General features: G+C 41.5%; 23 protein-coding genes, 1 tRNA gene and 1 other annotated feature. Of the genes, 21 read left to right on the top strand and 3 right to left on the bottom strand.

Going from position 1 to position 22535, the window contains the following annotated elements:
• Positions 1-99 precede the first annotated feature (99 nt).
• On the top strand, positions 100-1440 hold the full coding sequence (glnA, locus tag EKM82_RS03945) for a type I glutamate--ammonia ligase (protein WP_125767019.1): 1341 nt from the start codon (positions 100-102) through the stop codon (positions 1438-1440).
• A gap of 13 nt (positions 1441-1453) precedes the next feature.
• Here the strand turns inward: glnA and EKM82_RS11290 are convergent, their stop codons facing one another.
• Both EKM82_RS11290 and EKM82_RS03940 read right to left on the bottom strand, forming a co-directional pair.
• Positions 1454-1663 (bottom strand): hypothetical protein, encoded by a 210-nt coding sequence (locus tag EKM82_RS11290; protein ID WP_164508090.1) that lies wholly within the window; start codon positions 1661-1663, stop codon positions 1454-1456.
• Positions 1664-2324: 661 nt separating this feature from the next.
• Positions 2325-4727 carry a Xaa-Pro dipeptidyl-peptidase gene (locus EKM82_RS03940; RefSeq protein WP_125767018.1) on the bottom strand — a complete coding sequence of 801 codons (2403 nt, stop codon included), beginning with the start codon at positions 4725-4727 and terminating at the stop codon, positions 2325-2327.
• A gap of 62 nt (positions 4728-4789) precedes the next feature.
• Between EKM82_RS03940 and EKM82_RS03935 the strand changes: the two genes are divergently transcribed.
• The 17 genes from EKM82_RS03935 to EKM82_RS03855 all read left to right on the top strand — a co-directional run bounded on the left by EKM82_RS03935 (position 4790) and on the right by EKM82_RS03855 (position 19314).
• Positions 4790-4863, top strand: a tRNA-Arg gene (locus EKM82_RS03935).
• 91 nt (positions 4864-4954) lie between these two features.
• Positions 4955-5812 carry an abortive phage resistance protein AbiGI gene (gene abiGI, locus EKM82_RS03930; protein ID WP_225419655.1) on the top strand — a complete coding sequence of 286 codons (858 nt, stop codon included), beginning with the start codon at positions 4955-4957 and terminating at the stop codon, positions 5810-5812.
• Position 5813: 1 nt separating this feature from the next.
• Positions 5814-7010 carry an abortive infection system toxin AbiGii family protein gene (locus EKM82_RS03925; RefSeq protein ID WP_164508089.1) on the top strand — a complete coding sequence of 399 codons (1197 nt, stop codon included), beginning with the start codon at positions 5814-5816 and terminating at the stop codon, positions 7008-7010.
• 89 nt (positions 7011-7099) lie between these two features.
• Positions 7100-7170 (top strand) — a sequence feature (ribosomal protein L21 leader region).
• 11 nt (positions 7171-7181) lie between these two features.
• Positions 7182-7493, top strand: a complete 312-nt coding sequence (gene rplU, locus EKM82_RS03920) for a 50S ribosomal protein L21 (RefSeq protein WP_125767016.1) — start codon at positions 7182-7184, stop codon at positions 7491-7493.
• 23 nt (positions 7494-7516) lie between these two features.
• Positions 7517-7807, top strand: coding sequence for a 50S ribosomal protein L27 (rpmA, locus tag EKM82_RS03915; RefSeq protein WP_125767015.1), 291 nt, complete (start codon positions 7517-7519; stop codon positions 7805-7807).
• Between the two features lie 800 nt (positions 7808-8607).
• Entirely contained in the window at positions 8608-9678 is a 1071-nt protein-coding gene (locus EKM82_RS03910; protein ID WP_125767120.1) for a M24 family metallopeptidase, read from the top strand.
• 153 nt (positions 9679-9831) lie between these two features.
• On the top strand, positions 9832-10395 hold the full coding sequence (gene efp / locus EKM82_RS03905) for an elongation factor P (RefSeq protein ID WP_125767014.1): 564 nt from the start codon (positions 9832-9834) through the stop codon (positions 10393-10395).
• Positions 10396-10408: 13 nt separating this feature from the next.
• Positions 10409-10873 carry an Asp23/Gls24 family envelope stress response protein gene (locus EKM82_RS03900; RefSeq protein WP_125767013.1) on the top strand — a complete coding sequence of 155 codons (465 nt, stop codon included), beginning with the start codon at positions 10409-10411 and terminating at the stop codon, positions 10871-10873.
• A 3-nt stretch (positions 10874-10876) separates the two neighbouring features.
• The gene (gene nusB / locus EKM82_RS03895; RefSeq protein WP_125767012.1) at positions 10877-11329 is read left to right on the top strand and encodes a transcription antitermination factor NusB; all 453 of its coding nucleotides are present in this window, start codon (positions 10877-10879) and stop codon (positions 11327-11329) included.
• 1028 nt (positions 11330-12357) lie between these two features.
• Positions 12358-13209, top strand: a complete 852-nt coding sequence (folD, locus tag EKM82_RS03890; RefSeq protein ID WP_125767011.1) for a bifunctional methylenetetrahydrofolate dehydrogenase/methenyltetrahydrofolate cyclohydrolase FolD — start codon at positions 12358-12360, stop codon at positions 13207-13209.
• Positions 13202-14554: an exodeoxyribonuclease VII large subunit gene (gene xseA / locus EKM82_RS03885; RefSeq protein ID WP_125767010.1), complete on the top strand. Its 1353-nt coding sequence runs from the start codon at positions 13202-13204 to the stop codon at positions 14552-14554. The genes folD and xseA overlap by 8 nt, the downstream gene beginning before the upstream one ends.
• Positions 14541-14795, top strand: coding sequence for an exodeoxyribonuclease VII small subunit (locus tag EKM82_RS03880; RefSeq protein ID WP_125767009.1), 255 nt, complete (start codon positions 14541-14543; stop codon positions 14793-14795). Before xseA ends, EKM82_RS03880 begins: the two co-directional genes overlap by 14 nt.
• A 113-nt stretch (positions 14796-14908) precedes the next feature.
• On the top strand, positions 14909-15793 hold the full coding sequence (locus EKM82_RS03875) for a polyprenyl synthetase family protein (RefSeq protein ID WP_125767008.1): 885 nt from the start codon (positions 14909-14911) through the stop codon (positions 15791-15793).
• Entirely contained in the window at positions 15790-16617 is an 828-nt protein-coding gene (locus EKM82_RS03870; RefSeq protein ID WP_191988102.1) for a TlyA family RNA methyltransferase, read from the top strand. The genes EKM82_RS03875 and EKM82_RS03870 overlap by 4 nt, the downstream gene beginning before the upstream one ends.
• Positions 16618-16632: 15 nt before the next feature.
• A complete protein-coding gene (locus EKM82_RS03865; RefSeq protein WP_125767007.1) occupies positions 16633-17085 on the top strand; it encodes an arginine repressor in 453 nt (150 codons plus the stop codon).
• Between the two features lie 30 nt (positions 17086-17115).
• Entirely contained in the window at positions 17116-18813 is a 1698-nt protein-coding gene (recN, locus tag EKM82_RS03860; RefSeq protein WP_125767006.1) for a DNA repair protein RecN, read from the top strand.
• 24 nt (positions 18814-18837) lie between these two features.
• The gene (locus tag EKM82_RS03855) at positions 18838-19314 is read left to right on the top strand and encodes an NUDIX hydrolase (protein WP_125767005.1); all 477 of its coding nucleotides are present in this window, start codon (positions 18838-18840) and stop codon (positions 19312-19314) included.
• Positions 19315-19419: 105 nt separating this feature from the next.
• Here EKM82_RS03855 and EKM82_RS03850 read toward each other — a convergent pair whose 3' ends face one another.
• The gene (locus EKM82_RS03850) at positions 19420-19764 is read right to left on the bottom strand and encodes a hypothetical protein (protein WP_125767004.1); all 345 of its coding nucleotides are present in this window, start codon (positions 19762-19764) and stop codon (positions 19420-19422) included.
• 533 nt (positions 19765-20297) lie between these two features.
• On the opposite strand from EKM82_RS03850, the gene gmk reads away from it, so the two are divergent.
• From gmk to coaBC, 3 genes are all read left to right on the top strand, one after another.
• A complete protein-coding gene (gene gmk / locus EKM82_RS03845; RefSeq protein ID WP_125767003.1) occupies positions 20298-20912 on the top strand; it encodes a guanylate kinase in 615 nt (204 codons plus the stop codon).
• A 1-nt stretch (position 20913) separates the two neighbouring features.
• Entirely contained in the window at positions 20914-21210 is a 297-nt protein-coding gene (gene rpoZ / locus EKM82_RS03840) for a DNA-directed RNA polymerase subunit omega (RefSeq protein ID WP_125767002.1), read from the top strand.
• Positions 21211-21321: 111 nt separating this feature from the next.
• Complete coding sequence (coaBC, locus tag EKM82_RS03835) at positions 21322-22533, top strand: bifunctional phosphopantothenoylcysteine decarboxylase/phosphopantothenate--cysteine ligase CoaBC (protein ID WP_125767001.1); 1212 nt, start codon at positions 21322-21324, stop codon at positions 22531-22533.
• The last annotated feature ends 2 nt before the right edge of the window (positions 22534-22535 follow it).

The raw sequence follows: 22535 nt of genomic DNA, 5'->3' as shown, positions 1-22535 counted from the left end.
CACAGCTTGTCTAAATAACTAATTAAATTGGTATAGCTTAAATATACCAATTATTAGCTCAATTAGTCAGTCGCGCGCCCACAGAAAAAGAGGGACAACATGGTAAAAAGAAATTTGACGGCAGCGGAGATCAAGCAAATTACTGCTGAAGAGAATGTTCAATTTTTACGACTAATGTTCACAGATATTAATGGCATCATTAAAAATGTGGAAGTACCAATTAGCCAAATTGACAAGGTACTTGCTAATAAAGTGATGTTTGACGGTTCCTCAATTGATGGCTTTGTGCGAATTGAAGAAAGTGATATGCTTTTAATTCCTGATTTATCAACATTTCTGATTTTCCCTTGGGAAGCAGAACATGGCAAGGTTGCACGCTTGATTTGCGACATTCATACGCCAGACGGTGAACCTTTCATTGGCGACCCACGGAACAACTTGCGGCGCATGATGCGCGAAATGCAAGCAGCTGGTTTCAGTCGCTTTAACATTGGGCCCGAGCCAGAATTTTTCCTCTTTAAACTTGATGAGAATAAACAACCAACGCTTGATCTTAATGATGAAGGCGGCTATTTTGATTTTGCCCCAGTTGATTTAGGTGAAAATTGTCGGCGGGATATTGTTTTGGAATTGGAAAAAATGGGCTTTGAAGTCGAGGCTAGTCACCATGAAGTTGGTGCTGGTCAGCATGAAATTGACTTTAAATATACGGATGCGCTGGAAGCGGCTGACAATATTCAGACTTTCAAGCTGGTTGTTAAAACAATCGCCCGCAAATATAATCTGCATGCTACCTTTATGCCTAAGCCTTTAGCCAATATTGCTGGTTCTGGGATGCACATTAACATGTCCTTAAGTAATGCTGAAGGCAACGCTTTTTATGATGCCAATGGGAATGAACAATTGTCTAGTACCGCTGAGCATTTCTTAGCTGGTATTATGGAACACGCGCGGGCTTTAACGGCGATTAATAATCCGATTGTTAATTCTTACAAGCGTTTGGTGCCCGGTTTTGAAGCACCTGTTTATATTGCTTGGTCTGGTCATAACCGTTCACCATTGATCCGAGTGCCACAAGCGCGTGGTTTGGCAACTCGTTTGGAATTGCGTAGTGTTGATCCTAGCGCTAATCCATATTTGGCCATTGCATCTATTCTTGGTGCCGGTTTAGCAGGTTTAGCTGAAAAAGCGAACCCAGTTGATCCAATTGACTGCAACATCTATGATTTAACACCAGAACAACGTCGGGCCGCTCATATTGACGACTTACCATCAACTTTGCATAATGCTTTGAAAGCTTTAGAGGGCGATGAAGTGGTTAAATCTGCTTTAGGACCACATTTGTATCAAAGCTTCATGGAATCGAAGCGGCAAGAATGGTCTGCTTATCGTCAAACCGTTTCTGGCTGGGAACGCAAGCAATACATGATGCTGTATTAATTTAGTGATTGGTTTATGGAGCACTGTTGTTATTGATCAAAAGTTTTAAAACGTGGTCTAGGTGTTGAAACAGAACTGGTTCTGACGCCATTGCGGGCTTGCTGGTTGTGGAACGCGGCCGGCATCGATTGATGCCAATTTTGCAAATTGTCATCAATACGAGCCTTTGTCTAACCGCTGAAGCGGCAAGACAAATTTGGCGGCTTACAACCACGCCCTCCATTCTGTCTGGAGTTAAGGTGGTTCACTTCATCTTTGTTAGTGTTTGCGGCAATTTTAGTAGGATTGATCAACTCGATTTCAATTTATTATCACAACTGAACAGTAGTATCCAAAAAGTCTGTTTGACAGTTTCTGGTTTAATTCCAGATGAACTTGTCAAACAGACCTTTTAGTTTACGTCACTCTATTTTTCTAATTAGTGGTGATCAACTCTGTTAGTTTCATCAAGGTGGTTGCTGGGCGATTGGCAGCTAAATTTACTAGTACTGCCTTGATATCAACCAAATCTAAAGTGGCTTAGATTAACTCAAAACGCAGTGGAGGCCGCCGGGTTGTCAGTCGCCAAATTCTTCTTGCCGCTTCAGCGGTTAGAAGAAGGCTTGTATTTGAGATTGTTGCGCAGCAATAAGCTCAAATCAACGCCGGCAACGTTCCACAACCCGCCGGCCGCAACGGAGTTGTCTGCTATTCTGTCCGAGACTAGTTCCGTTTCAAATCGACGGCCACAGCGTTCCACGCCCATTCAATCGCCCAGCAACCACCAACAAAATTGGGGAAGTCTTGGCCCAATTTTTGACTTAAATCAATTCTGATAAGATGCTACAACCGGCGGCTGTAACGGAGTTGTCCGCTATTCTGCTCAAAACTAAATCAAAATTTACTTATTTTCGATACAAACTTAAGGATGAATTAGCCAGATCAACCGTATATTGCAATTCGTTTTGGCCACGCATGGTCATGCTCATATCAGTGGCGTAAATAATTAAACCTAACTGATGACCAGGTGCCAAGTGGAAGTAAGTCGGTTGCAAGCGTAGGTCGACATCTTGAAATTCGTTAGCCGACCAAGCTTCGTTTTGATAACTGTGATGAGGATTTTGTAAATTCAGATGACCTTTACAAATTAACTTAGCTGACGTGGTAGCTGGATTAACCGCAAATTCCATGGTTGTCTCTAGTGGGGCACCGTAGCCAAATTGCCTGGCGTCAAAAGCAACAGTTTGTGGACGAGTGGCCAAACGATGACTGACGCCGTAATCAACTAGCATCGCACTGATTAGGCCATAATCGGCATTGTCTTTTAGCCGTAAATGAACCACAGGGCGACCACTGAGAAGTTGCTCCTGATTGAGTTTAGCGGTTTTGAGCACGATTTGATTATTGCTGAAGCGGGCATCTTGATTGATAAAGGCTTGTTCCCAAGCCAAATCACCAAGGCCACTTTGCTTAAAGGCAGCAGTGCCATTGTCGGTGAAACTTTCAGTCGGGGCGTCGGCGGCAAATTCAGTCGTTAAGGCTTGTGTTTGTTGGTCACCATTAGTCCAAGAAGCTGGGGTGGTCCAATTAAATTGATCTAGATTGCTTTGAACTAAATAGTCAGGGAAAATTTCATCCGCATGATTGTTGACATCGAGTAATTTATTGGTCAACCAAAGATTGATCAAGTCGTAGAAATCAAGACTGGGGAAGTTATTGATATAAATATGTTGACCTTGATGCAAAATAACTTTGTGAGTTTTACCAAGTTGATGTAGTTCTTGATTTAATTTATAAACATTCTTCGGTTTGACGTTCCAATCGTTTAAACCATGAACGCTGACGATAGGACATTTTACTTGGTCCAGGTTATTACGATAATTACGAACATCCCAGAAGTGATTGTAACTACCAGTCATCCGATCCTGGGCTTGCTTCATTTGTGCCAATTTTTCTTGATAGAAATCGTGGACCTTGTCGTAGCTGCCAGCATCTTTTTGACGGCTGAAACATTCGTTGGCCAAAACATCAGCATCTTCACCTTGGAAAGTTTCTGGGGCAACGACTAAACCATGCTCACGGTAATAATCGTACCAGCTGGAAATTGCCGCTTCGGAAATAACTGTTTCCAAGCCAGCCACACCAGTAGCAGCGGCGGCAATTGCTAAAGTACCTAAGTAAGATTTACCAGTCATTGCCACGCGGCCGTTGCACCAAGTGGCCTTGATCTCGTGCTGTCGTGAATGATCAGTGTAAGCGCGGCGATCACCGTGGAGCCATTCAATGATCGCCGTTACCGAATCAGTTTCTTCAGGGGAGCCACAAGTGCCAATCCCATCAGAACCACGACTACCAATCCCGGCAGCGTAAACTGAAGCAAAGCCGCGAGCCAAGAAGAAATCATTTAAAACGACGGAACTAACGGTGGTTGCTTGAACGGTGCTTTCATTTTGGCTAAAAGGATCAGCTAGTTGTTCAGCAGTTGGTCGTTCAGTTTTGAAACTGACAAACTGGTCAAATTCCGCGCCATTTTCCCGCGCATCGCCTAACGGTTTTTTAGTCAGGGGCAGATCAACGGGATTCATTGGCGTGTCAGTTGTCCCTAAAAAGTAAGGATTAGCTGTGTAAAGAACGGGTACCTTCAGGAACGCTTGGCTTAATTTAGGCCGAATAATCGTTGCGGCTAATAAGTCACGTTGGCCGTCATTGTCGGTATCTAGATCGGACTCAACATAGACAATTTCGCGAATGACGTTGTTGAAATCGTAAGTTGCCTGAACCTTGCCATTAAAAATTAACGGCTTTTCCCGTTCAGCCGCACTTAGATTTAGTTGATAATAGCCACGACTAGCCAAATTATCTAGGAAAGTGAGCCCATTTTTACTCCGGGTGTTCATTAATTGGTAAATCGCCTGGGTGAAATGAGTGAAGTCTAATTGTTTTTCACTGACAAAAGGTAAATTAAGCGCAGCCATGGTGGTTAGTGGTTCGCGGAGATCGAAATCTTCGTCAACAAAGAAGCCCAGTAATTGTAAGGCAGCGTTATAAAAATTCAATTGATCAACTTGATCAGTCACTGTGGTTAAGGCCGTCGCTAAATCCTGGTGTGGAGCAACTAGAATATTGGCTAGTTGTTCATTTTGAGTTTCAGGTGAACGAAACTCTGGAAAGAATTGACGAAAAACATGGTTCACGAGTTCCGCAAAGGGATATTGGGCCAGGTCAGTGGGGTAAATAGCGATTTTTTGCAGTTCTAAGATTTGGTCTTTAGTACTGGGAATTGTCGCTGCAAATTGATTATATTTCATAAATTTCCTCCTTGTGTGATTGACAACCAGGTTAACAGTTGCTTATAATTACTAGTTGTTATGGCGCAGTAGCTCAGCAGGATAGAGCAACGGTCTTCTAAACCGTAGGTCGTGGGTTCGAGTCTCACCTGCGTCATTGATAAGTTACAGTTTATATTATACTGATAAAAAGCCTAAGATAGTAGGCTTTTTTGTTTATTTAATAATTCTAATTAGGTGGCTATTTTTTGGAAACCGTTAATTTAAAAGTTACAGAAATGAGAGATACTGATTCATCCATTTCGAAAACAAGTGCCAATGCACTATTTAATTTTATGGGTAAATATGATTTTTTAGAAATGGCACTTTTGCATATGTGCTTTTTTCCCAGATATTATCCAGAAAACATTAAATATCTCAATTTAAAAGTTGATGGTCAAGAAATTGATGAGTGGTACATCCCAATGACTTGTTTTTGTGATATTCCATTGCATCAAATTGCTCATCATGCTGTTGGAAATGGAAAAAATGGGTATGGAAAGTTTGGAATAGCACTTCAAAAAGATTTTGGCATTAAAAATAACATCATGCCTGTACACTATTTAAACACAGATGATAATGAGACAGCTGATTTAAGATTAGCTATTGATACGGCAGTCAATATGTTAGGTACAGAGAATGGAAACGAAAAAATGTTAAACCTAGCTAACTATTTGTTTGATTATATATGCATGGTTAAACCACTCAAGGGTATTATGCAAAAAGACGGTAAGAATATTAACAAAAATTTTTATGAGGAACACGAATGGAGGTATGTACCTTCATTAATGGGTGGAGACTTACCTACAATTTTATATAAGCATGATGAGATCACAATGGAAACAAGCAATCACTTATATACAAATAGTCTGGCATTTTCAAAAAATGGTCCACTAAATTTTGACGTTGATGACATTAGATATTTATTCGTGGATACCCTCGAAAATAGAGACAGAATTATTAGGTTTATTAGGGAAAAACAACGGGGGAAGAGATTGAGTAAGATGAAAAAGGATGTTTTGATTTCGAAAATACTGGTTTACGATGAATTACGAGAGGATTGGTAACTTGACGAGAAATAAATTTGGAGAAGCTTTTTCAAAGTCTAACTCCGAAATGAGAGCGATTCCTAAACCGCTTGTGAAATATATTAAACAGCAAGCACCGACCGATTATACATATAACCAGGTTGGAAAAACAGATCTGTTTACTCTAAATCGTAAAGAAGCAATATCAAAAGATACTGTCAGCTTTGATGTGAAAATTCAATTTCCTTTTTCTTTTGAGGGACTTAACGTTACTAGTATGGATGAGCTCCTCAATGCAATGTATCGTGTGCAGAAGCCCTATAAGCTTGATCAAAAAATTCAGCAGACATTAGGTGTTCCAAACGTTAAATCTGTTTATTCAAAAATTGAGAATCAACTGATTTATCCAATGGAATTTCCTGAGATGCCACCAATAGTAATAAAGGCCTACAATCATTCGATGAAGATACCGGTTAAAAGAGTGCCATATGCTGACTATGAAAAAATTAAGATCGAGTCCACTGGAAGTACAATTTTTAATATCAATTTAATTCTAAATGAAAATATAAATAAATTTAATTTGGTAATTGATATCAATTTTGGAAAGTTAAGAACTATTGATGATTATTTTAGATTTCGAAATTTCATCAAAGCTTTATATTGGGGTGATTTATACGTTTGGGGAATTCAAGTTAAATCCAAAAGGGATGTAGCCAAAAAGAAAAAAATATTTCAAGAAAACGATAAATTATATTCTGCACTAAAATTAATTCAAAATAAAATCAATATGAAAATTGATTTTCCTCAAAAAATCCTCGTTGAGGATGTTGATGTAATTAAAGTCCTTTTTGAGTCTTTAATAAATGAGCGGTCCATTAAGGGGAAACCCTCTGGACTCATCACGCTGAATTATGGTAAACAAGCAAAAGTAAATGACATCATAGAAAAAAAAGACAAAGACAGAATGAACTTTTTTATTTACGCAAACAAGAAAAAAATTTTATTTACCAAAATTTTAAATATAATGGAGTACAAATTAGTAACAGATGTGGCTTTGGCAGCAATTGATCAGAGTAATAGAAAAATGACGATAAGATCAAATTCAAAAAGTGAAATATACTTTTATTGGCAACTTGAGAGTGCAAATACTCAATTTACAGATAAAGATATGGTAGAGAAATGTAAAGATGCGATTTCATTTGATGATTGTGATTTTGAAATTCTTGGAAATAGATAAGGTGGCATGGCACAAAAGTTAAAGTAGTAATTTTTGCTATTGCAACACCCGGGTATTTTTGGTAGAATGTATGAGTTGTAATTGTGTCACCACAGCTGCAACCGCACAATCAGAGGTTTAAAAGATAATCTTGCCTCTTTTGGCGAGTCTAAGATATAGGAGGTGCACAGGATGTACGCAATTATTAAAACTGGTGGTAAACAATATAAGGTTGAAGCAGGTCAAGCTGTCTTCGTTGAAAAACTCGACGTTGAAGCTGGCAAGCAAGTAACTTTTGAAGAAGTCTTGTTAATCGGTGGCGAAGGTGAAACTAAAATCGGCGCTCCAGTAGTTGACGGTGCTAGCGTTGTTGGTACTGTTGAAAAGCAAGGTCGCGAAAAGAAAGTTGTTACTTACAAGTACAAACCAAAGAAACATCAACATCAAAAGAAGGGTCATCGTCAACCATATACTAAGGTTGTCATTGACACTATCAACGCTTAATTAACAGACGGAGGTGCATCGTAATGGAAATGCATAATTTACAATTCTTCTCTCACCATAAAGGTGGCGGTTCCAGTGCTAACGGTCGTAACTCTGCTGGTCGTCGTTTAGGCTCAAAGCGGGCTGACGGTCAAACTGTTACAGCTGGTTCAATTCTTTATCGTCAACGTGGTACTAAGATTCATCCAGGTACTAACGTTGGTCGCGGTGGCGATGATACTTTATTCGCTTTAACTGACGGCGTTGTTAAGTTCGAACGTCTTGGTAAAGATCGCAAACAAGTTTCTGTTGTTGCAGCAGTTGCTGAAAACTAAGAAATTGTTTAAGCTCGGGTTTCCCGAGCTTTTTTTGTGCCAAAAAATAGGCATCAAATCATTATTCGGAATTGAATCATGATTACGTCGCTCCTTAGTTAGTAACGGCAGCGGCCGAGCGATTAAGAGGGCGTGGACATGGTGGCCATCAGTCTGTGACATAAGTCTAAAACAGAATGGCGTTTGACTCTGTTCCGGGCTGCTTGGCGTGGAACGCTGCCGACATTGATCTGAGCCAATTAGAAACCAAATTGTCTCAGATACAAGTCTTGTTCTAAGTGGCACAGCCACTAAGAACAATTTGGCGGCTGACGCCAAGATCCCTCCACGCCGTCTGGAGTTGAGGTGGTACACTTAATCTCTGCCAGCATTCAAGGCAATAATTGTGGAATTGGGACAAAATCTAACTTATGTCACTCCCTTAATTTCACCATTGATGCCAATCGCTCGGCCATTGTCTGTGTTAACTAACGGAATGGGGCGCCACTATTTAGAAAGGAAGATTGCAGATACTAACTTAAGCATGAGTTAACAATCTTTCTGGATAGAATTGGAGACTGTTAGCTCGGCTTATTTTTGTGTACTATTCAATTGTTTCTACAATTCGAATCAAGTTGATTAGTCTCACTACAATTGGTTCAAATCGATGCCGGCAGCGTTCCACAACCAGCAAGCCCGGAATGCAGTCAGAATCAATTCTGTTTTTAACACCCTCATCAACAACACGTATTATCAGAAAAGACTGAATAAATTAGCTAATTTAAGTAAAAAGTGAGAAAATATTTTTTGAGGTGACCATGATGTCAAGATTACAACGATTAAGAGAAAAAATGGCAGTTGCCGAATTGCCAGCTTTATTAATTACGAATGAAAAGAACGTGACTTATTTGAGTGGCTTTACTGGTGACGAAAGTGCTTTGCTAGTCACTGCTGACCAAGCGGCTTTAATTACTGATTCACGTTATGTGGCCCAGGCCAAACAACAAGTGACCGAATTCGAATTGGTCATGCAGACTAAGGGGATTTTTGCCAGTGTTGCTGAACTCTTGGCTAAGACCGATCTAAATAGTTTAGGTTTTGAAGCCGATCAATTAAACTATACTGAATATTTACAACTGCAAAAAGTGTTAGCAAAAATCAAATTACAGCCAACGACAGAAATGGTGGCACAATTGCGGGAAATTAAGGATGCCCATGAAATTGCCCTCTTAAAGCAAGCCATTGCGATTACAGATGCTTGCTTTGATCATCTATTGGAGTTCGTGCATGCTGGTCAGACCGAATTAGAAGTTGCCGCTGAAATGGAATATTTTATGCGTAAGAATGGCGCCAGCAGTTCCTCATTTGCGACCATTGTTGCTTCAGGAATCCGCTCAGCTTGGCCTCATGGTATTGCCAGTGATAAAAAAATTGCTGAACATGAATTAGTGACTTTTGATTTTGGCTGCTATTATCAGGGTTATACATCGGATATTACCCGGACGATTGCCGTGGGAAGCGTGACTCAAGAATTACAAGACATTTATCAACTTGTGCTTGATACCAATCAAGCGGTGGTTAAAGCAACTAAACCTGGGGTAACTGGTGGTGAGATCAATCAACTGGCTCATGGGATGATTGATCGTGCCGGTTATGGTGCTAACTTTGGTCATGGTACTGGCCACGGCATTGGCTTGGACATTCATGAAGGCCCTGGTGCTTGGGGTAAATACAATCAACAAGCTTTGGTCAGCGGCAATGTGGTGACTGATGAACCAGGAATTTACTTAGAAGGTCTTGGTGGTGTTAGAATTGAAGATGACCTGTTAGTGACGACCACTGGTTGCGAGGTTTTGACTCAGGCACCCAAAGCAGAATTGTTAGTTATTTAAGAGTTCAAAAAGACGGTTCTTTCGCCTGAGTTGTTTAGCGAAAGTCCACATCATTTTAACGCGGTTCCAGCAATAAATAACTGATTTTTGTTGCCAAGACCGGGGTTAGATTGATATAGTAAGAGTATTGAATAAATAAGCGAGGCATAATTTATGATTTCAGTTAACGAATTTAAAAATGGTTTAACTATCCAAGTTGATGGTGGCCTATGGCGTATTGTCGAGTTCCAACATGTTAAACCTGGTAAGGGCAGTGCCTTTGTTCGGAGTAAGTTAAAGAACTTACGGACTGGCGCGGTTCAAGAAAAAACTTTCCGTTCCACTGAAAAAGTTGAAAAAGCACAAATCGAAAGTAAGCAAATGCAGTATCTTTATGCAGATGGTGATAACTATGTCTTCATGGATATGTCAACTTACGAACAATTAGAATTACCTGGCGAAGAAATTACTTACGAATTGAAATTTTTGAAAGAAAATATGCAGGTCGGTGTAATGATGCATGGTGCCGAAACCTTGGGTGTTGATTTGCCAAATACGGTTGATTTAACAGTCACTGAAACTGAACCTGGGATTCGTGGCGATACATCTTCCGGTGGTACGAAACCAGCAACGATGGAAACTGGCTTGGTTGTTCAAGTGCCATTCTTCATTAATGCCGGTGATGTGTTAACGATTAATACAACTGATGGTAGTTATATCTCAAGAGCGAATAGCTAGGGGGTAACAAACAATGGCAGACGAGAAGAATATTGTTTTAGCTGAACGTGATGATCAACAGGGCACGATTCAAATCGCGCCGCAAGTACTAGAAATTATTTTAGGCATTGCTGCTAAACAAGTGAAGGGCGTTTATGAAATGCGTGGTAACTTGGCCAGCAGTATTAACACTATCTTGGGCCGTCAAGATCATGGCCGCGGTGTGGAATTAAGTGTCAATGGCGATCAAGTCGCTGCTGATGTTTATGTCTACCTGGACTATGGTGTTTCTGTGCCTAAAGTTGCCTTAGCTATGCAACAAACCTTAAAAGAACAATTATTCTATATGACTGATCTTCACTTAGCTGAAGTCAATGTTCATGTGGAAGGAATTATTCCGGAAAAAGAAGAAAAAGTCGATCCAAGTGCCTTTTTCGCTGATGCAATCAATCAAGATCAAGCCAGCAAAGAAAGTGCCGATCAACCTACGGGAGAATAGAAAATGTTAGATCGTCATCAGACACGTAAACTTGCTTTTCAGGCTTTATTTATGTTGGCTAGTAATCCCGACTTAAGTATTCCGCGAGCCTTACAAATTGTCTTAGCGATTCAAGAAAATCATCAAGATGATGATCAAACACCAGTAGTGCTTGATAAGTCTGATCCAAATCAAGTTTATTTGGAAACATTAGTTACGGAAGTTTCTGCTAAACAGACTGAACTCGATCAGGCCTTAACGCCTAAATTGAAGAAGGGTTGGACTTTAGCACGTTTATCGCGAACTGATTTAATTTTGTTGCGGCTTGGTTTAGATGAAATTCAAAACCAGCCGACAATTCCCAATGCGGTCGCAATTAACGAGGCAATTCAGCTGGCCAAGGAATTTAGTGATGCTAATGCTGAGAAATTTATTAATGGGGTCTTAGCTAGCTTTTTACCAGCGCCGGCGAAGTAATAAGCCCAACTAACTGGTTCGTCAGTGATTTCAAAAAGAAATAAGTTTTATTAAGAGTCAGTCAATTTGATAGTTTAAAAAGCGATCCTGTGATAACTGTTAAAGTATCACAGGATTGTTTGCATTAAGGCGGGTAATGCAGAACGGCGGCTGACTCTGTTCCGACTTACTGATTGAATCTTGTAACAAATGTCCAAAACAGAATTGGTTCTGACTGCATTGCGGGCTTGCTGGTTGTGGAACGCGGCCGGCATCGATTTGAACCAATTGAAAAACCGCAATTGTTTCAAATACGAGCCTTTGTCTAACCGCTAAAGCGGCAAGACAAATTTGGCTGCTTCTCGCAAGCTCCTACGCAAATAAAACCCGATTGGCTGACAACCACGCCCTCCATTCCGTCTGGAGTTAAGGTAGTGCACTTCACTTTTTATTCGCGATTAAGGCAAATGTCGCGAGATAATTCAACTTGATTTGATTTGAACTATCAACTAGATAATCAACAAAAACCACTCGATAATAGTTTCTGGATTATCTTAGAAAAATTGTCAATCAAATTTTGTTAGACTCGGCAATCTGATTTTCCGATTAGTGATGCTCAATTTAATTTCCTAGTCTAAATAAAGAATTATCAATTGTCGCTATTTACAATCGCTGCATCGAATTTTAACAAAGATAACGTGAACTGAATTAACTCCAGACGGCGTGGAGGGATCTTGGCGTCAGCCGCCAAATTGTTCTTAGTGGCTGGGCCACTTAGAACAAGGCTTGTATTTGAGATTGTTGCGCTAGCAATAAGCTCAAATCAATGCCGGCAGCGTTCCACGCCAAGCAGCCCGAAACAGAGTCAGACGCCATTCTGTTTAATCATCTTTACTAATATTTGAAATTTACTAAAGCACATTTCACAAGAATAGCTCGTTTGGTTGACTATTCGCTAAGTTAATCTTAATGCTGACTAAACGCGCTAGGAAAAAGCTAGAAAACAAGTTAAAATAAGAACGAGTATTTTTTATGAAGGGGGAATTAATTTGGCAATTATTTTAGATGGCAAAGCAACAGCGCGTGATTGGCGTGCTGAAACTGCACATCGCGTTGCACAATTGGCAACGGCCCAAATCATTCCTGGTTTGGCGGTAGTGCTTGTTGGTCATGATCCCGCCAGTGAAATTTATGTACGAATGAAAGCACGACAGGCAGAAAAAGTGGGGATTCGTTCGATTGTCCGCCGCTTGCCAGAAACAGTGACTCAAAGTGAATTATTACAGGTGATTGCTGAGTTAAATCACGATGCTGCAATTGATGGCATTTTGGTGCAGTTACCACTGCCAGTGCAAATTGATGAAGCGACGGTTTTGTTGGCAGTTGATCCAGCTAAGGACGTTGATGGTTTCCACCCTTATAATCTGGGCCAATTATGGTCAGGCCGCAGTGACTTGGTGCCCGCGACCGCTGCCGGAATTATGAAGCTGTTGCAGCAGTACCAGATTAATGTGGCTGGCAAAAATGCGGTAGTTTTAGGTCGCAGCTTAATTGTCGGCCGCCCAATTGCTGGTTTATTATTGGCTGCTGATGCGACGGTCACCATCGTCCATTCCCATTCTCAAAATGTGGCTGCCTTGACCCAAGCGGCTGATATTGTGGTAGCAGCTTTAGGACAGCCTAATTATGTCACCGCCGATTTTGTTAAACCTGGCGCGGTGGTGATTGACGTCGGGACTAATCGCGTGAATGGTAAGTTAATTGGTGATGTTGATTATCAGGCTGTGGCCCCAATTGCCAGTTATATCACACCAGTGCCTGGTGGCGTCGGTCCCATGACGGTGGCAGCTTTATTAAGTCAAACAACTGATCTCGCTGAGAAACGAGCACAACGTGGCTGAGCAGGATTATTTAACCGTTACCCAGTTGACGACTTATTTGAAGCGTAAATTTGATTTTGATCCCTACTTACAGCGAGTTTATTTAACGGGTGAATTATCGAATTTCCGGCTGCGACCAAATAGTCATCAGTATTTTTCTTTAAAAGATGATCACGCGAAAATTAGTGCGATCATGTTTAAGTCCGCCTTTCAAAAATTAAAATTTGTGCCCGAAACTGGTATGAAAGTACAATTAGTCGGTCGCATTGGTTTATATGAAGCCAGCGGCAGTTACCAAATTTATGTGGAGCGCATGGAGCCTGACGGTGTTGGCGCCCTTTACCAAGCTTATGAGCAGTTGAAAGAGAAGCTGGCTGGGGAAGGGTTATTTCAGCAGAATAAACGCGAGTTGCCGAAATATCCACAAAGAATTGCAGTTATTACCAGTCAATCTGGGGCAGTCATTCGCGACATTATTACCACAAGTCAGCGCCGTGATCCTAAAGTGCAGTTAGTTTTGTTTCCGGCTGTGGTTCAAGGTGATCAGGCAGCTAATTCGTTAGTCCAACGCTTAGAGCAAGTTTACCAGCAAAATGATTTTGATACGATCATCATAGGTCGTGGCGGCGGTTCATTAGAAGATCTCTGGCCTTTCAATGAAGAAATCGTTGCCCGGACGATGGCGCGCAGCCCAATCCCAATTATTTCATCAGTTGGCCATGAGACTGATACGACCATTGCTGATTTAGTAGCCGACGTGCGAGCAGCAACGCCTACAGCCGCAGCTGAATTAGCAACCCCACAATTAAGTGAAGTCTTAACCGAAATTGCCCAAGATCGGGTGCGATTACAACGCAGTTTTCAAAAGATTCTCCGGATTGCGCAGCAGCAATTACAACGGCAACAACAGAGTTTCTTGTTTCAACATCCGGAACGTTTGTATCAAGGCTATACGCAGCAGTTGGATTTATTACAACAGCGTTTTTTGCGAGCGGGCCAAACGTACTTACAACAAAAGCAAGGGCAAGTCCAACAAACTGGTCAAAGATTGCAACAATTGAATCCCAAGACTAGATTAGCCACGAATCAAGTGCAAGTGACTAATTTGCAACAACGTTTGATTCGGGCGATGGCTACTACCTTGCAACAGCGCCGTCAGCAAGTGCAGACGCAAATGGGTAACCTTGATCAATTAAGTCCGTTACGTACCTTAAATCGCGGTTATAGCTACAATACGACGACTACTGGCCAACCTTTACGCCAAGTTGCTGATTTTCAAATTGATCAGCAATTTGAGGTGCATTTAACAGATGGGATTGTGCGAGCGAAAGTTTTAAAGAAGGAGCAAGCAAATGACAACAAGTAAAACAAAACAGCCCACTTTTGAAGAGAATTTAACGGCCTTAACGACAATCGTCAATGAATTGGAACAAGGCGATGTGCCTTTAGAGACAGCCTTAGCCAAATTTCAAACTGGGATCAAACTTTCACGTTCATTGGAGAAAACTTTAACTGATGCCGAAAACACTTTAACGCAAATTGTCAATGAGCAAGGCGAAGTTGGCTTACTTGATCCGCAGCAAACCACTGATCAAGCCCAAAAATAAGGATTTACTGGTTAATTGGCGTTCAGTCAACGCGGCCAGATAATCGTTATTTTTGTGCTAGTATTGATGAGATTATTGCAAACTGTTCTCGAAGGTGAAAGCGAGGTAACATCATGACAGCATCGGCAGCAGCGTTTTCAGCGGCGGATTGGCGGGAGACGTTAAATACTTATTTACGTGACGAAATTGGTAAGGTGGATCAACAGCCGCAATTACAAGCGAGCATGGCTTATTCGTTATTAGCTGGTGGCAAACGGATCCGCCCCTTGCTTTATTTAGCAACGGTAGCCGCTTATCAAGAAATTGTTCCTGAAGTTGATTTGGCAATTGCTGGTAGCATCGAATTGGTTCACACTTATTCTTTGATTCACGATGATTTACCAGCGATGGATAATGATGATTATCGTCGTGGTCGGCCAACTAATCATCGGCAGTTCGGTGAAGCCATGGCGATTCTGGCCGGTGATGGTTTGCTAACGTTGGCCTTTCAGTGGTTGGGTCGGTTATCATTACCCCAGGCTGGACAATTATGTGGGATTCTGGCAACGGCTAGCGGCCCTCAAGGAATGGTTGCTGGACAGGCGATTGATATTCACCAGACTGGCACCAGCTTAGATAGTTTAGCGGCGGTTGCACAACTAGATGCTCTGAAGACCGGAGCGTTGTTGACAGCACCATTTCAGCTGGCTGCGTGTCGGTTGAACTTGTCCTTACCAACTAGTGCTAGTTTAGTTGATTTTGGCCATCATTTCGGAGTGGCTTTTCAAATCTTTGATGATTTACAGGATATTCATAGTACTGCGGCCAAAATGGGCAAAGCCGTGCATAAAGACCAAGAAGAGGGCAAAAATACTTATCCGGCCCAGCTCGGAGTTGTTGGTGCCCAACAGGCCTTAGCCGCACAAGTCGCTGCCGCGCAAACGGCTTTAGCAGCCTTGCCTGAAAATTGGCAAGGTTTGCAGCAGTTTTTACGTTATTTTGATGGAGAAATTAAATGATTAAAAAAGAACGTGTCGATATTTTATTAGTACAGCAAGGCTTATTTTCTTCACGGGAACAAGCTAAACGGGCGGTCATGGCTGGGCAAGTGGTTAATGACCATGAAGAACGCCTCGACAAGCCTGGTGAGAAGATTCCAATTGAAACAGCCTTAAGAGTGAAGGGCCAAGTCAACCCTTATGTTTCCCGCGGTGGCTTTAAATTGGCCAAGGCCTTAAAAGTATTTAAGATTGACGTGCAAGATAAAACGGTCTTGGATATTGGTTCTTCAACTGGTGGTTTTACTGACGTTTCCCTACAAAACGGTGCCAAACTCGTCTACGCTTTGGATGTCGGTTATAATCAATTGGCTTGGAAATTACGGGAAGATCCCCGAGTGACCGTTATGGAACGAGTTAATTTCCGTTACAGTAAGCCCGAAGATTTCACTTCTGGCCAGCCCGAATTTGCGGTGACGGACGTGTCATTTATTTCTTTGGAATTAATTTTGCCACCATTGACGAAAATTTTAGTGCCTGGTGGTGGGTTAGTCGCGCTGATCAAGCCGCAATTTGAAGCGGGACGTGAACATGTTGGCAAGCATGGGATTGTTCGTGATGCCAAGGTACATATTGCCGTTCTGGAGAAAATCCTAAATTTCGCCCAGACTCAAGGCTTCTCTGTTGCTGGTCTTGATTTCTCACCAATTACTGGTGGTTCAGGTAATATTGAGTTTTTAGCGTATTTCAAATTAACTGACTCAGTGGAAACTGCCACCGTTAAGAATTATGATTCAGAAATAAAGCAGGTTGTAGCGCAAGCTTGGGCAGTTCTGCACGGCTAGTCTGAGGGGATAAAAATGAAGAAGCAATTACGGCAACAACTCATTATACAAGCAATTCAAACAGGCACGATCCAAAGCCAAGCGGACCTAGTGCAATATTTGGCGCAACAGGGCTACCAAGTGACTCAGGCCACAATTTCGCGCGATATCAATGAGCTTAATTTAATTAAGGTTGCCACCAATCATGGCTTGGTTTACCGAGTGGCCGAACAAAAGCAGCCCGCCACTGATGATCAAACCTTACGTGACTTATTTGAAAATGCCCATGTGCAATTAGCACAACAGGACAATTTGATTAGTCTTCAGACCGCTCCTGGCAGTGGCCCAATGGTGGCCGCGGCTTTAAAACAATTACATTGGTCTGAAGTGTTCATGGTCATGGACAATGATGATGGGGTTTTATTGATTTTGAAGTCGGAACCAGCAGCCATTAACCGGATTTGGGAACGTTTAACACAACTGATTTAGAAATGATTAGCTAATGAAAGGGTAGTTGGTATGTTAGCAAATTTAATTATCCGTGATTTTGCAATTATTGAACATTTAGAAGTCGATTTTGAAACGGGGATGACTGTTTTAACCGGTGAAACTGGTGCTGGTAAATCGATTATTATTGACGCGTTAGGCCTGTTGGTCGGTGGTCGTGGCTCCAGCGATTTTATTCGCAGTAAAGCTAAGAAAACTGACGTTCAAGGCCTGTTTGTGGTTAAGCTAGGCGATAAATTGCAGGCGTTGTTCGCCGAGAATGATTTGCCACTAGATGGTCAAAACATTCTGTTGGAGCGGGAACTGAGCCGCAATGGCCGTAACGTTTGTCGAATTAATAATAAGATTGTGACCACCACTGTTTTGCGACAAATTGGTGAACAATTAGTTGATATCCATGGTCAAAATGAACATCAGGAATTAATGAATCCAGAACAACATTTAGCCATTTTGGATCAATACGGGCATCAGAAAATTGCCAAGATCAAAGCAGATTATCAAGCAGTCTATGGCAAATATCGGCGTTTAAAACAGCAGTTAGATGATCGTAACCGGAATGAACAAGCATATGCGCAACGACTGGATATGTTGCAATTTCAATTACAAGAAATCGATCAGGCAAAGTTGCAGGCAAATGAGGACGACCAATTAACCCAAGAGCGTGATCGCTTAACGAATTTTCAACGGGTTAATTTTGCGCTACAACAAAGTTTGGCGGTGCTCACCAATGAGGATCAAAACGCCATGGATTTAACGGCAGTCGCTCGAGGTCAACTCGCTGACATTGCCCAGTTAAGTCCTGAATATCAGGAACTTTCCGATCATATTAATAGTATTTATTATGATCTGCAGGATGTTAGTACTAGCGTTCAAAACGAGTTAGATAATTTAGAGTTTGATGAAGATCGGCTCAATGAAATTGAACAGCGGCTTGAAGTGATCAATAATCTGAAACGTAAATATGGTCCCGATTTAAGTGATGTTCAGCAATACCAGGCCAAAATTAAAACTGAGTATCAGCAAATGCAAAAAGTGACCAATGATGGTGATCAAATTGCGGCTGAATTTAAAGAAATCCAGGGCCAATTAGCTGACTTGGCCAACCAATTAACGAAGGCGCGGCAACAAGTTGCTAAAAAATTGGCCGCCGATATTCATCGGCAGTTAAGCTCACTTTACATGGAAAAAGCCGTGTTCTCGGTACACTTTACGACTAATCAAGGTGAATATTTGAGTAGTGGTCAGGATCATGCCGAATTTTATTTGCGGACCAATCCGGGCGAAGATTTAAAGCCGTTAGTCAAAATTGCGTCTGGTGGTGAGTTGTCACGAATTATGTTGGCGATTAAAACAATTATTGCTCATAATGAGGGCGTAACCAGCATTATTTTCGATGAGGTTGATACTGGTGTAAGTGGTCGAGTGGCTCAAGCAATTGCCGACAAAATTAATCTGTTAGCCCAATATTCGCAAGTATTATGTATCACGCATTTACCACAAGTAGCGGCGATGAGTGACCACCAGTACTTAATTGAGAAAAAGGTGCAACACGGTGAAACGACGACAACTTTGCAGCCAGTAACTGGCGATCAACGGGTTTTGGTTTTAGCTAAAATGACTGCTGGTACCAAGGTAACTACGCTGGCTGAGGAACACGCGGCTGAATTATTACGACAGGCCGATGATTTGAAACAGCATCGGAAAAAATAAGTTCTTTAATTGGAGATGGCAGTGATGGAAATTCGCCAGCATTTTGGTGTTTATGCCGTTTGTCGACGTGATGATCAGTTGCTTTGTATCCGTAAGAATGCCGTTCCTTATGAAAATCGCTCTGACTTGCCTGGTGGTAGTCAACAACCGGGTGAAGATCTCGTGACCACTTTGCGGCGTGAGTTTAAAGAAGAGACGGGCCATGAGGTACTTAGTTTTAGTCACAATCGGGTTTACGATACTTTTGTTCAAGAGCAGGGGCAAGATTATACTGTCCATCATATTTTTGCTTTATTTGACGTTCAATTTGCGACACCTCAAGCAGCGCTACCGCAGCAGGTTGCCGATGGTCGGAATGATTCTAATGGCGGTTCTTGGCAACCAATGGCAACACTCTCGCTGGATAATGCCTCACCATTAGTCTTACGGGCTGTGGCAGAACTAACCAATACGCATCCTGATCCGAGCGCTAGTCGGTTTATAAACTGGCCGCATCTTTAATTTTAAATTTTAAGTCAAAAAAAAAGAAGTTATGCCGGCTCGGTAAGTGAGTCGTCATAACTTCTTTTCGGTTTTAGGTGAAACAAAAGGGGTAAACAGAATTAATTAAGCTGCAATTCGAATAATTTGGTCAAAACGAACCAATTGAATTAAGTTGCTATGACTAATGCGAAAAACAGCGGTATTGTTTTGCCAATTAACGGTGCGAAATTGGCCAACTAGAAACTGAGTCTGTCGTTGGTTAGGCTGATCAGTTTTGATTTGTAAAGCAACTGTCTGTGGTTTGGTCACCAACGCAGTCATTTGCTCCTGCAATAGTTGCGGATTCATAATAGGCACTTGCATTGCTGCAGGTGTAACTGGGGCATCGATTGTGGTATCATCATCCAAGTCGAAAAAGAAATTTAAAGTATGCTTAACTTGTTGTTTGATCTGTTTTAAAGTTGCCATGTTATTTTCCTCCGAACATTTGTTTGCATCTCTTATTATACGAACATTTGTTCTAAAAGCAAGCTCTTTTTGGAAAATTATTGCTGGCGACTAGGGTGGTAATGTCAAAAAGCGCGCGGTTATTGAGGATGCTGTTTGAAAAAATTTTAAAGTCAGTGAATTTGTTTTGAAATGACAAATGCGAACACTCTTTTGTGCTTAATGATTGCTGCTGAGTCACGAAATTGACTGGGTCATAAGTTTCAAATAGAATGGCGTCTGACTCTGTTCCGGGCTGCTTGGCGGAATAACTTAATTATTCTATACAAACTCCCGCGGCTCCTCACAACTTGTTGGAATTGTGTTCGGGTTGGTAAATAGCTAGGCATAATTTAAATATTCACACGATCAGCGTTGCTGCTCATGTAAATATTTGAAATTATACTACGCTAAAAGAACACCAACCCTCACAACTTGTTTTAAAAGTACTTGAAAAATGTTGAAAAAAAGGTCATTATATAAGTATTAATCATTTTTGGCTTAGGAGCTTTTGCATGACTAAAAAAGGTATGTTAATTGTTTTATCGGGACCATCTGGCGTTGGTAAGGGAACTGTGCGGCAAGCAATGGTGGCCAAGTACGGTCAACAGTTTCGTTATTCGATTTCGATGACCACTCGTCAACCACGTCCAGGCGAGGTTGATGGCGTTGATTATTATTTTAGAACTAAAGCTGAATTTGAGGATGAAATTGCTCAAGGTGGTATGCTTGAGTATGCCCAGTATGTTGGCAACTATTATGGCACGCCGTTGCGCTATGTTAATCAAATGTTGAACGACGGTCAAGATGTTTTATTGGAAATTGAAGTTCGCGGGGCGATGCAGGTCCGCAGTAAGGTGAGTGATGGTGTCTTTATTTTTCTAACACCACCTGATTTGCATATTTTGCAGCAACGGATTGAGAAACGTGGGACTGATGATAGTGCCACGATTGCCCGTCGGATGCAAAAGGCTCGTGAAGAAATCAATTTAATGACAAACTATGATTATGCAGTTGTCAATGATCAAGTTGACAAGGCTGTGGATCGGATTGAACACATTATTGCTAGTGAACATCTCCGAGTTGCTCGGGTGTTGGACACATATCAGAATATGTTAGGAGAAGATTAATATGATTTCATATCCACCAATTGACAAGTTATTGGAAAAAGTTGATTCACGTTATTCATTAGCTATTTTAGCGGCTAAGCGTGCGCATGAATTAGAATCTGGTTCGTTTGAAATGCTTGATAAATATAAATCCGGCAAAACTGTTGGTATGGCTTTTGAAGAAATTGCTGATGGTAAGGTTGAGATTGATCCTAATTCTGACTTAAAAGAACAAGATGCTGAGGCAATTGATCAAGCCGAACAATTTAAGCAAGCTGAACAAGCTGATGAAAAGAAAACTGATCAACAAGATAATTAATAGATTATAACCTTCTGAACTCCCGAGAGTTTTAAGAAGGTTTCTTTTTTATTTATTAAGTCATTATTTTTCTGAAAAAATGGTAGCAATCATTTGGTGAGGTGGTCCAGCGTGAATCTTCGGGATAAACACATTCTTTTAATTATTACTGGTGGCATTGCCGCCTATAAAATGCCTTTATTAGTGCGCTTGTTTATTAAAGCTGGTGCTGAAGTGAAAGTAGTGGTTACTGCTGCAGCTCAAGAATTCGTGGCGGTTAAATCACTAGCAATCGTCAGTCAACATCCAGTTTATACGGATCAATATTTGCAGACCAATGATGCTGATTTGGCTCATCTTGATTTGACGTTGTGGGCTGATTTGATTGTGGTCGCACCAGCTACGGCCAATACGATTGCTAAAGCCGCTCAAGGATTAGCAGACAATTTAGCGACGACTGCGATTTTGGCCACGACTAAGCCAGTTTATTTCTTTCCGGCAATGAATGATCAAATGTACCAGCAACCAGCGACTCAGCGTAATTTGCATCAACTCATTGCTGATGGTCGCCAAGTTTTCGAACCAGAAACTGGTTTTTTGGCTGAAGGTTATCAGGCAAAGGGACGTTTGCCAGAACCAGCGACGATTTTCAACTTGGTTGTGCAAACTTATTGGCGACAAACGCAACCACAACCATTAGCTGGTAAGCGGGTTTTGGTGACAGCTGGCGGCACTCGTGAGGCAATTGACCCAGTGCGCTACGTCAGCAATCATTCCTCTGGTAAAATGGGCTATGCCCTAGCAACGGCGGCTTACGCGGCTGGTGCTGAGGTCACGCTGATTAGTAGTGTCGCTCGTCCTTTGACTATTCCTGCCAAGGTTATTTCAGTGACTAGTGCTGCTGAATTAATGGCGCAAATCCAGGCTGAGTTTTCACAGCAAGATTTATTGTTGATGGCAGCAGCGCCAGCAGATTTTCGCAGCGCCCAACCAGCAACTCAGAAAATCAAAAAGCAAGCTGGTCAAACTGACTTAACCTTGACCCTGACTAAGAATCCAGATATATTGGCTAGTTTACCAGTAGCCCATCCTGATCAGTTTGTCGCTGGCTTTGCGGCTGAAACTGAAAATTTATTGACTAATGCTCAAACCAAATTAACCAAAAAACATTTGGATTTAATTATTGCTAATCCAGTCGGCCGTCAGGATAGTGGCTTTAATGTTGATCAAAATCAGGGCACCTTACTGTTTCGTGATGGTCACCAAGTTACCTTGCCCTTAATGACCAAGGACTTGATGGCCACTGAAATTATTAAACAGATTTGTGCGTACTTAAAATTATAGAC

It is taken from the genome of Lapidilactobacillus wuchangensis (genome assembly GCF_003946645.1).
GTDB lineage: Bacteria > Bacillota > Bacilli > Lactobacillales > Lactobacillaceae > Lapidilactobacillus > Lapidilactobacillus wuchangensis.
The sequence above is the reverse complement of the archived record's forward strand: the minus strand, read 5'-3'. Positions and strand labels throughout refer to the sequence as shown.